At 66.5% G+C, this 12,043-nt stretch carries 3 protein-coding genes; 1 reads left to right on the forward strand and 2 read right to left on the reverse strand.

Features of this window, described 5'->3' with window-relative positions:
* Window positions 1-123: 123 nt before the first annotated feature.
* Window positions 124-6,615, reverse strand: coding sequence for a DNRLRE domain-containing protein (locus tag ACUZ2Y_RS30395; protein ID WP_476325339.1), 6,492 nt, complete (start codon window positions 6,613-6,615; stop codon window positions 124-126).
* 175 nt (window positions 6,616-6,790) lie between these two features.
* Between ACUZ2Y_RS30395 and ACUZ2Y_RS30400 the strand changes: the two genes are divergently transcribed.
* Window positions 6,791-10,537: an nSTAND1 domain-containing NTPase gene (locus tag ACUZ2Y_RS30400; RefSeq protein WP_476325341.1), complete on the forward strand. Its 3,747-nt coding sequence runs from the start codon at window positions 6,791-6,793 to the stop codon at window positions 10,535-10,537.
* A gap of 330 nt (window positions 10,538-10,867) precedes the next feature.
* Here the strand turns inward: ACUZ2Y_RS30400 and ACUZ2Y_RS30405 are convergent, their stop codons facing one another.
* Entirely contained in the window at window positions 10,868-11,959 is a 1,092-nt protein-coding gene (locus ACUZ2Y_RS30405; RefSeq protein WP_476325343.1) for a tyrosine-type recombinase/integrase, read from the reverse strand.
* Window positions 11,960-12,043 lie beyond the last annotated feature (84 nt).

The following is a 12,043-nucleotide window of genomic DNA, read 5'->3' on the forward strand; positions in this document are numbered from 1 at the left end:
CGCAGCGGATGAATGTGCTGCGCCACAACCATGTTCCGCCTCCGGCGGGGCCGCCCACCGGGCGGCCCCGATCAGGTTCAGGGCGTCAGTGTGTTCCTGCGATCTGGACGATCGGCGAGCTGATCACCGGCGCCAGCTGCTTGTCCACTCGTAGGCGCCCCATCCGAAGTCCCATCCCCAACGGGTGGTGTAGGTCCACCCGAGCCAGATGGCATTCGGTACGCCGAAGGAGTACTCCCGGCGACTCTGATACCGGAACGCCCACCGATAGTAAACCTTCCCCCAGGAGCACTTCTTCTCGACGATGTACATCAGGCGTTTCTGGGATCTGATCTGATTCGCGATGGCATACGTTCGGATTGAGAGAATGATGGAGACGAACCGCCACCGGCTCCACTTGCTGCGCCATTGCTCCCACAGCACATACACGACGCGCTTGCCCCAGAACTTGCATATGCAGCCGTCGAGGTCGTAGGTGTTCACCGGGTCGGTCGGGAAGGTGTACTGGTTGGCGTTTCCGCCGGGGATCGGATCGATCGAGGAGAATAGACCTGCTGCGGGGTTGTAGACGCGCTTTCCCATCAGCACCAGACCGGTGTCTGCCTCCGAACGGCCATGCGACCCGCTCCAGCCGACGCGGAGCAGACCGGCGGCAATACCGGATGTCTTGGCACCGTATTCGTCGTAGTTCGTCCAGCTGGCCAGGCCGTTGGCAGCAGTCGACGGCTGCGTGACGTCGGTCGTGGATACGACGTCGCCGTGGGGATTCGACAGCAGGATCGTGCTGGCCGCTCCACCGCGAGCGATCAGGCTCAGCGCATCGCCTAGGAAGCTGACATACCGTTCAGCCTGCGTGCCCCGAGTTGCCCATGTCGGGTTGTCTGAGGGAGTCGTGTAGTGGCGAATCATGCTCGTCGTCGTTCCGCCTGCGGTGACCGTTTCGCTATAGCGGCGATCCAACGCGTCGAGAGCGAACTCCGTGCTGCTCGTGCCTTGCGTGATCGAGCGGACCAGGTCGTTGCCGTAGTACCCGAGTGTGATGTCACCGTCGGACGGATGCGGCGCATCCGACGCCGGCACCGTGGTGGCACGCCCCAATCGGTCGTAGGCGTAGTTACCGACTCCGTTCGCTCCGGTCACGGGCCGATCCGCGGTGTCGAAGGCCCGGGTCTGGGTCGTCGCCCCCGAGGTGCTGCACGAGCCGTCGGCAGCGGCCGGCGCCGTTGCCTTGCTGGTGCGGTTGTCGTTGCGGTCGAAGCCGTACGTCCTGGTGACACAAGCGGGAGTCTGCGTGGGGTCGTTGATGTCGGCTCCAGGACTCAATGCGGTGCGGTCGTCGACCTGGACGAGTCGCCCGGCATTGTCGTAGCTGAAGCGGCGGTCGTAGCCGAGCGCCTGGCCCGCAGCGCTGGTGAAGGCGTTGCCGTCCGGGGTCCATTCGCGTGAGAGCCGACCGGAGACGTCGTTCGCGAGAGACCAGGACAGCCACGAGCCGTTCGGGTCGACGGTTGTCGAGCCGTCTTCGTTCGTCGACGACACCTGTCCGGTGTAGCGCAGACCGACTGCTACGCCGGCGTTGTCGACGTCGTTGTACTGCGTGATGCCCCCGGGCAGCTTCTGGATCGTCAGGGCCCCACCCGGGTCGTACGCTCCCATGGAGGTCCAGGTCGAACCGGCCGTGTTGACCTCGACCTTGGTCGGCAGGGCTCGCCGTTCGGTCTTTCCGTCGGCGTCGGTACCGTCGTAGCTGTAAACGGTCGAGCCGTTGGCATCGTTCAGCGATGCGACCGCACCCGACGAGTTGTACACCATGGTGCTCGGCTGCTCACCCGAGGCTTGGTAGGAGATCTGGCGACCCCAGGTGTCGTATCCCGTGGTATCGGTGCCGGCCGTCGTACCGTCGGCGTTCTTGGCGGTCACGGCTGTCGGCAGGCCCATCGAAGCGTGATAGGCCGTGACCTTCTTCGTGTTCGGACTGGTTCCGGTCAGGCCTGCGACGACGGTTGCCGACGACTCGGTGCGACCGTCCAGCAGGTACGTCGTTGTTGTCGTCCGGGTTACCGGTCCGGAGGTCTCGGTCACGGTCTTCGGGGCCAGCAAGTAGGTGAAAGCGGACGTCACCGTTGTCGGCAGCGTCGGGGTCGCACCGGAAGCCGCGGTCGGTTGCGCGGCGGGATACGTCTGACAGATCAGGCCGGCCCACTGTGGTTTGCCGCCGCACGCGGGGAACGACGAGTTCGCAGCCGTGGTGAAGTAGACGGTGTTTGTCGTGCCCGCATCGGCACCGCCGGAGGCGGGCTGCCGAGCCTCGACGATCCGCCCCTCGGCGTTGTATCGGTTGATCTTGACGAGGTCAGCGGCGGTGTTGACGCCGTCGAGGTCGACATCGTTGACCGTCTTGCTCGGGCTTCCCAGTTGCCAGCCGTCGGGATCGCCCGCGACCGGTGCCGAGTAGTCGGTCAGGGTCTGGCTGATGATCTCCAGGTCGGTTCCGATCCCGGGATCGTGTGCGGACGACGTCACGGTGGTGGTGAGCCGGTACGGGAGCGATGTGTCGGGGTTGATTCCGTTGTTCGGCGCGCCCTGGTCGAACGTCGTGTGCTTGTGCGGGCGGACCCATGCGACGGATCCGTCCTTGAGCACCGCGTACCGAGCCGGAGCGTAGATGTCGGTGATCTGCGTTCCGGCCGGCGTCAGGACGGTGTCACCGACGGCATTCCTGATCTCCGGGTTGTATACCGTCAGCGTCGCGAGTTGGTCGACGGAGGCACCAGCAGGCAGGTTGCCGTCGATCACCGCCCGAAGGGCGCGTTCGTCGACCTCGCGAGCGACGTTGCCCTGTTCGTGGTAGTCGGTCGACGTCAGCTGCCAGGCGCCGGCGCCGTACTTGGCGGTGTTCACGGTGTAGCCGGCAGCGTCGGCATACGAGAGATCGGCGTACTGCCAGTCGGTCGCCGTGGGAGTGCCGGAGATCGGGTGGTCCGGCCCGAAGACCGCGAAGCCACGGGTCGGTGCGGATCGCTGATTCCAGCGAGCAACCGATGAACCGGTCAGGTCCGGCAGCCCGTCGCCGGACAACGGCACGTTGTACACGAACTTGCCGACAGTCGCGGTACCACCGGTCGGGTCACCGGCCGGACGCTGACGGGTGACGGAGTCCACCTTCGGCCGCTGGTCGACCGTGACGTAACCGACCTGGTACGGCTCCTGTCCGGCCGGCTTGATCGTGGCGAGGTCGCCGGCGGCGTTGTACGTGTACTCCGTGGCCAGCCCGGACCGCGGGTCGGTCACCTTGATCAGCTGTGCGTTCACGTCGTAGGCGTAGGACGCGACCTTGATCGATTCCATCCCCGCGCCGCCGGCCTTGTCGGGGTTGTAGGTGTCAAGCCAGGTCTCGCTGAGCCGGACCCGCGTGGCTCCGATCGTGGTGTAGACGAAGTGCAGCGCACGGCAGCCGGTGGCCATGCCGGTCAGCGGAGCCGCCGCGTTGTAGGCACCGCAGCTCACGCCTGGCGGCGCGGGGGAGAGGATGCGCACCACGCGGCCGTTGCCGTCGTAGGAGTACGTCGTCTTGCCCGCGATCCCCGGTTCGGACACACCGGTCGGGATGAACTGCGTTGCCGCTGCGGCGGTCGGCGCCGCGTTCGGGGACCAGGTGGTGACGGTGCCATCCTCCTGGATGAACGACAAGACGGTGTTGATCCCGGTGCCCGTGACGGTGAGCTTGTCGCCGTCTCCGGCGGTCTCGTCGTCGGCTGGCGCCCAGGTTCCGTTCTCGAAGGTGGCCGTCGTACGCCGTTTACCTGACGGCGACTGGAAGACCAGGGATGTGCCCTCCTCGTTGACCAGCGCCAGCGTGCCGTCCAGTCGGCTCGAGTCGACGACCTCCGTCCCCGCCATGGCGGACTCGGCACCGTTGAACTGCGCGACCCAGCCCTGGCCGAAGGCGCCGGTGATGGCGTTCGTCGGGCCTGCGTAGGTCAGGTGGGACCGCGACACCGACAGGTCGCCGCTGTAGCCCTGCACAGATACGTCGGTCGCGGATGTGCTGAACTCGCCGGTCCACAGGGCGACCTGGCCGGGGCCGGCTTCCGAGACCGGGAAACCGTTGCCGAAGGCGTGAGGTAGGCGCTGGACGGTGGAGTCGGGGGTTTGGGACCAGGTGCATTGTTCGGTGGTGCCGTAGCTGAAACAGACCTGGATGTCGAGTTTGACCGGGACCCGGTCGTTCAGTGTGGTGGGTTGGATGCCGGCGGTGTCGGGGTCAGCGTCCAGGTTCGCGTCGGTCTTGGCGAGGTTTGTGTCCCAGAGGGTGTTGACGTTGACGCCGCTGGCGTTGTTGTCGGTCACCGGCAGGTCGGTCGCGTCGTTCCAGCCGACTAGGTCGTCGTTTCCGCCGTAGCCGGAGACGCGCCACTTCACTTTCGCGGTCACCGACGAGGCGGGACCTCTCGGCGGGCCGGAGGCTGTGATGCGGATGTTGTCGGCGGTGGTGATCCGGGGCGTCGAGGTCGGCGAGGTCAGCGTCGTGCCGCCCCAACCGAACTTGTAAGTCTGGTTCGACGAGAGCTTGCCGGCCGGGGTCTCGGCCTGGACGACGATGGTGTGCAAACCCGCCTTGTCCTTCGGGAAGGTCACGTTGTACTTCGCGACCGCCGGGTCGCCCGACGGGGTGATCTTGATCTGACCTTCGGCGCCACCGGTGAAGTTCGCCGCCGGGCGCTTGCCGTCCACGGTGAGCCGCAGATAGCCCGGCGCGTTGTAATCGGTGCCCGTCGCGGTGATCGTGCACTGCACGTCTGTAGCGGGCGGGTTGTCCTGCCAGGTGTCACTCACGTTGTACGGCGCCGGACACGACACGACAGGCAATGCCGGAGTCGCCGCACCCGTTCGCAGCCGCTGGTTGTAGCTGACCCAGGGGCCATCGAACAGGCCGTCGTTCGCCTTCGCCCGGATGTAGAGCAGGGTGTTGTCCGGCAGATCCGTCGCCGGACGGCAACCGGCAGTCGTACCAGACGCATAGACCGACGACGTACAGGTGCCTTTCAGGCTGAAGGTCGGGCCCGTACCCGTATAGAACTCGAAGATGTACTTCACCGTGTTGCCGTCCGGATCCGTCGCCTTCGTCCGCACCCAGGGGCGCAGGCTCGGCGAGTACAACGACGAACTCGTCTCGCCCGGCGCCGCATACGCGACCGCCTCGCTCGGCTCCACTGTCGCCGGCGCACCCGGCGGCCGGTTGTAGGTGTAGGAGATGTACGGAACCGCTGATCCCTCACTCGAGTGGAATCGCTTCCACGAGTTGGAATCGGTCTCGTTGCCTGCCATCAACACCATGCCGCCGACGGTGTAGGTCGCGTTCGACCACGCCTGCACCAGGCTGGTGATCGGCACCGACATTCGTCCCGCCGGGCAGCCGCTGTCGTGTCCCTTGGCCACGTTCGTCGAACCGTACTGCGAGCCGAATGTCGGCTGCGCGGTCCAGCGTGTGGCCGTGGACGCCAACTGGTGGGTGCTGCGGACGATCATCGTCGACGGGGTGCACGAGTAGGACCACGTCTCGAACAGGGACAGGTGCGCGCTCAGGATCTGCTTGCCCTTGAACGGGGCGACGGAGAAGTTGAGAAACGACCGCGCCTTGACCGCGCCGCCGTTGTAGGTGCCCAGCTTCAACTCCGGCGAGGTGGACTGGTCGGTGGTGTAATCGCTCTGCACCCAGGTGTCGAACGACGAGTACGCTGTGCCCACCGCGTACGTCGGATCGATGGTGACCGGAAAGGCCCGCTGCGGCGCCAGCAGCCACGATTGGTCCGGGGCGAGCACGAGCGTCGCGGTGTCCTTGCCCGACTGCTCCACCGCCATGCCCAACGGCACCTTGTTCCGTGGCTCGCCGCTGCGTTCGTCGAGCGCGGCGTCCCACATGAACGGTGCCGCGATGGTCGAGTGCACCTGTCCCTTCACGTCGAGGAACGCGATGGTTCCGTCCTGCTGCTGCTGGGCGGTCAACCCCTTCGTGCGCAGCGGGATGCGCCACACCGGCGCCGCCTCGGGACGGCGCTTGACCACGAGATCGAACTCGAACCCGGATCGTCTGCTGTGCACGACAAGGTCCACGTCCGGCTGCACGTCGACGTACGTGGCCCTGGTGCCGTCAAGGCGGGGATCCGGCAGCGCCCACGGCGCGGCCCACTCGACCGAACGCTCCGCATCCGGTGCCACCGCCGCGAACGTCGCACCCGCGGTCGGGTTGCGTCCGCTCAGGGACAAGCCCAGCGGGTGCGACCCGGCCGACACCCGGCCGCGAACGTCCTGACGCCAGTTCAGGTCGACACCCCGCCACCCTCCCGCCGGATCCCGGTACCGGATCGGTGCGGCGTGCGCGTCCGTGGTCAATGTCCCGTCCGGTTCCGCCCACGTCGTGGTCGAGTCCGTGCGCAGGTCCTCCACCTCGACCCGCGCTCCCTGAGCCCGCGCCGTCACCGACGCGGCCACCAGGTCCGGACGGCTCTGCACCAGCTCCTGCGGGCGCGCCGCCTGCGCGGCGGCCGCCGGAACGGCAGTCACCGGAACCTGAACGCCGCCGATCACCAACACCCCCAGCACGATGGTGATCACCCACCTGGAGCGCCTACCTATGGCCTCCCACGTTGCGGAACGCACACGCCACCTCCCGATTCGCGCGGACAACGAGGCACGATCTTGCAGGTCATGCGTTGTCCGGTGCCGGGGACTGGACGCCGGACATCAACGTCCGGACAATTCACAGGCTGGTTCACAAGGGGTGGGGGACATGCCACGCGCTGAACGTCCGCTGGACATGAACGGGTCGCTGCTTTCGGAGTTCGCCGCCGACCTACGGAAACTTCGGAAGGAGGCGGGAAACCCGCCGTACCGGGAGTTGTCGCGACGCGCGCACTACTCGTCCACGACCCTGTCCGACGCGGCCGGTGGGCGTCGGCTGCCCAGTCTCGAGGTGACGCTGGCCTACGTGGCGGTCTGCGGCGGCACTCCCGAGGAGTGGAAAGTCCGCTGGCACGCCGTCGCAGCACAACTCAGCGACGACCGCGATGAGCGTGGTCTGGGCGTCGCCGGCGCTCCCTACGTGGGGCTTCGGGCGTACGGCCCGGCCGACGCGGGGCGGTTCTTCGGACGTGAGCATCTCCTCGACGACCTCATGACACGGCTCGACCAGCGACGGTTCCTCGCGGTGTTCGGGCCCTCGGGAGTGGGCAAATCCTCGGTGCTGCGCGCCGGACTCATCCCGAGACTGACCGACGCCGGATGCGGCCGGGTCGTTCTCCTCACGCCCGGGACAACGCCCGTCAGCGAACTGTCGTCGCACATGGCGGGGCTCTCGACGAGGACCGTCGACGAGAACGGCGCAGGTCTACTGGTGGTCGTCGACCAGTTCGAGGAGGTCTTCACCCTCTGCGACGACCCGGCTGAACGATCCCGCTTCATCGAACTGCTGATTGCCGCAGCCCATTCGGACGACCGCGGATGCCACGTCATCACCGTCACCCGCTCGGACTTCTACGCACAGTGCGCTGCGCACCCCGACCTCGTCCAGGCGATGAGCGACGGCCACTTCGTCATCGGCGCCATGAGCACCGACGAGTTGCGGGAAGCGATCGTCCGACCGAGCGCCGCGGTGAACTGCACGGTCGAAACCGCGTTGGTGACCCGCTTGATCAGCGAAGCCACCGGCAGACCCGGTGTCCTCCCCATGGTCTCCCACGTCCTGCTAGAAACCTGGAGGAGAAGGCGCGGCAACTCTCTCACCGTCAGCGGCTACGAAGCCGCGGGCGGCATCGAACGCGCAGTGGCCGTCACCGCCGAGCAGGCGTACGAGGAACTCGACGAGACCCAGCAACAGCTCGCCAAACACCTGCTGATCCGCCTCACCGCGTTGGGCGAGGGCTCCGACGACACCCGGCGCAAGCTTCGTCGAACGGAACTGGACGAGAGCGGTGACCTCATCGTTGTCCTGGACCGGTTGACACAGGCACGTCTCCTCACCGTCGACCACGATTCGATCGAGATCGGCCATGAGGCGTTGTTCCGGGCATGGCCGCGGTTACGGGCTTGGCTGGCCGAAGACCGCGAGGGCCTGCACGTTCACCGCCAACTGGCGGAGGCGACCACTACCTGGATCTCCCTGGACCGCGACCCCGGAGCCCTGTACCGGGGCGGTCGACTCACGAGCGCGGCGGAGTGGGCGGCAAAGAACGGTCACGCGCTGACCAACGCCGAACGGCAGTTCCTGAACACCAGCCTCGACACCGATGCGCGAAGACACGCGGCCGATCGCCGAACCGCGCGACGCCTGCGCGCGCTGGTCGCGTTGCTCTGCGGCCTGCTCGTCGTCGCCTTCACGACATCGGTTCTCGCAGTCAGATCACAACAGGCGACTCATGAACAGCGGGACAACAGCCTGGCGCAAAAGGCACTGCTGGAAGCCGACAAGCTGCAGTCCGTCGATCCGAGGCTTGCCACTCAGCTCCGCCTCGCCGCACACCAGTTGGTTCCCAGTGCGTTGAGCCGAGACGGCCTGCTCAGCCATCCGACCCTGTCCGCCGTCCGCCTCCTCGGCCACGACGACGCCCTGTCCGAAGCCGGCTTCAGCCCCGGCGGCACCATCCTCGCTACCAGCAGCAAGGACCACACCGTCAAGCTCTGGAACGTCGCCGACCCGTTCGCGCCGCATGTGCTGTCAGTGCTTCGCGGGCACGCAGGCGCCGTCCAGTCGGTTGCCTTCAGCCCGGACGGGCTCGTCCTCGCCACCGCCGGCCAGGATCGAACGATCCGCCTGTGGGACATCACGAACGCGAGCGAGCCGCACCACGCGGACACCCTCACCGGTCACACGGATCAGGTTCTGTCCGTGTCCTTCAGCATGGACGGGAAAACGGTCATCACCACGAGCAAGGACACCACGGCGCGGCTGTGGGACCTCACCTCGGGTCGCCCGTTGTCCGTGCTGACAGGCCACACGGAACTCGTCCGTGAAGGCAGGTTGAGCCCTGACGGCCACACCGCCGCCACGGCGGGGTGGGACGGCACCACCCGGCTCTGGGACGTCTCCGACCACTCGAAGCCCGCGCAGATCGCCGTCCTCCCCAACCCGACCGGACGGGCCCAGGCAGTCGCGTTCAACCCTGACGGCAGGCTTCTCGCCAACGGTGGCGAAGACGGCATCACCCGCGTCTGGGACGTGTCCCGCCCAACCGCACCCGCCCAGATCGCCGCCCTCGGGGGCCGACAGTCCAGTGTGGAGGGCGTGGAGGCAGTCGCCTTCAGCCCCGACGGTGTCACACTCGCAGCCACCGGATGGGCCAGGCACATCCGGCTGTGGAACGTCACCGATCCTGGCTCCCCCCAAGAACTCGGCATCCTCACGGGCCACAGGAGCGTCGTCCGGTCTCTGGCGTTCAGCCCCGATGGCCGAACGCTCGCCTCCGCGAGCGACGACAGAACCGCACGGTTGGAGGACCTGCGCGATCTGCGAGCGGACAGCGGCCACACCGATGTCGTCATCGCGGCCGCGTTCAGCCCCGGAGGAACCGTCCTGGCCACCGGCGGGGTCGACAACACGGTGAACCTGTGGGCCGCCGACACGGACGGCCATCTCCGGCAGCTCGGCAGAATCGATGATCATCCCGATGCAGTGTGGTCGCTGGCGTTCGATCGCACGGGAAAGACCCTGATCACTGCGGGCAACCAGGGAAATATCCTGCTGTGGGACGTGTCCAGCCCGGCCAACCCGGTCCGTGTGACCGGCTTCGTCGGACACGCTGCCGGTGTCAACTCACTGGCCGTCAGCCCGGACAACCGCACGTTGATCACAGTTGGTTCAGACAAGGCCATCGCAGTGTGGGATCTTTCCGAACCCACCCGTCCACGAGAAGCCGCCCGGCTCCGTGAGCACGACATGCCGGTTCAAGCAGTGGCCATCAGCCCCGACGGCCGGACCGCCGCAACCGCGGGGGCCGACAAGCTGATCAAGCTCTGGAACATCACTGACCCCCGGAACCCCCGTCCGCGCGCCTCGCTCGACAAGCACACGAGCGGTGTGGGAGCCCTCGCGTTCAACCCGACCGGCACGATCTTGGCAAGCGGCGGCGGCGACCAGACCGTTCGGTTCTGGGACACCACGAATCCCAGCGAAGCCCACGAAATCGCCACCATCCCCCTGGGCAGCCCGATCGAGACCCTCGCCTTCAGCCCCGACGGCACACAGTTCGCGGTCCCAGGTCCAGACCAATCGATCCAACTCTGGAACGTGGCCGACCCACGCAACCCGACCGCCGCCGGAACACTGAGCGGCCATACCGACATCGTCTACGCCGTCGCGTTCAACCCGTCCGACCGCACCCTGGTGACGACGGGCGCGAACCACGTCATCCGGCTCTGGCAATCCGACCTGACCCTCGTCCGCGAACGCTTGTGCACCATGGCCCCACCGGTGATCACACCTGACGAATGGAAAACCCACTTCCCCGACGCGGACTACCAGCCCCCCTGCGCGGGCAACTGACAGGCGGCCCACCGACCACGTTCATCGCGACGTCGATGAGAAATGTCATGGCGGACCATCCCCGGTGGGTGACCAGGAGTTCGAAATCGAGCCGCCACTGCGCGTCAGCAGCGTGGGGAGCAGACGGGGAGCAGACGGGGAGCAAATGGGGAGCAAATGGGGAGCAAAGCGTTGCGTTCAACTGCGCTGAAAGGCCTTGAACGTCGCTGGACGGAATCGCCTGACCTGCGGAAGTCCTGTTTCCGTAGGTAAGGCGCAATTTCAGGCATAGTTCACACCGAAGGGGTCACTGGTTCGATCCCAGTATCGCCCACAGTTTGTTTTCGCAGGTCAAACGGCTTGTCGATGATCTTCATCGACGGGCCGTTTGTCGTTTCGGGGAGCAAATTGGGAGCACGGGCTGCTGACCACATTTCGGTTTCCTATGTGGTCGCCCCATGCCCAGGTCCCGTTGCGCTCCCATCGGGTCTGGAGCGCGGCGAGCATGGCGTCGATCATCGGCCTGGTGACGTGGGAGTAGTGGTCGGAGACGTCTGTGGATCGGTGTCCCATGCGGCTCAGTTGGAGTACGCGGGGTACACCGTGTTCGATCAGCCAGGTTTTGTGGGTGTGACGTAGGTCGTGGAAGTGCATGCCGGGTTGCACTGGTGTCCATCCGAGGTCGGGGTCTCCGGCCAGGGCGGGCAGCCACACGCGGCGGCGGAAGTTGGATCGGCGGAGCAGTCCGCCGTCGGCTCCGCTGAAGGCGAATCGGGTGTCGGGGTCGCGGTCGCGGTGTGCCTGGAGGAGTTCGGCGAGAAACGGCCGGAGGTGGATCGGGCGGACGCTGGCGGGTGTCTTGGGTGGGCCGAGTTCGAGTCGGCCGTTGATCTCGTGCAGTGCGCCGTGGTCCGGGTCGATCTCGATGCGGGGGTCGTCATCGAGGTGGGTATTTTTCCATTGCAGTCCGGCGATCTCGCCCCAGCGCAGTCCGGTGTAGGCGGTTGTGATGGTCAGCAGGGCGGACTGATCGGGCATGCGGCAGGCGATCGCGTCCACTTCGTCGTCGGTGGCGTGGGGGCGTTCGGGGCGCTCGTCGAAGTTGATCCGTAGCTTCCGGCACGGGTTGGCGCCGATGAGCCCTTCGTCGGTCGCTTCGCCGAGGATCATCGAGAACAGGATGAGTACGTCTTGGACGCTCTTGTCCGCGAGGGTGGTGCGCAGCTTCTTGTTTACCCATGCCTTGACGAGGATGCGTTTGATGTCACCGAGCGGCACACCGCTCCATCGGGGCAGGATGTGGTTGCGGATGTGCGAGTCGTAGGTCAACCACGTTGTTTCGCCGACGTGATGGGACTCCTGCCATATCCGGATCCACTCGTCCATGGTGGTTTGCGCCAGCCGCGGGTCGACGAACTGGTCGCGCCGCTGGTCGGACTCCACGTCAGCGGCGCGATGCTCGGCTTGTTCCCGGGTGGGGAATCCGTTCTCTGAATGGAGTGTTCCATCTGTCAGTCGATAGCGGAT

The sequence above is a fragment of the Actinokineospora sp. UV203 genome (assembly GCF_056323665.1).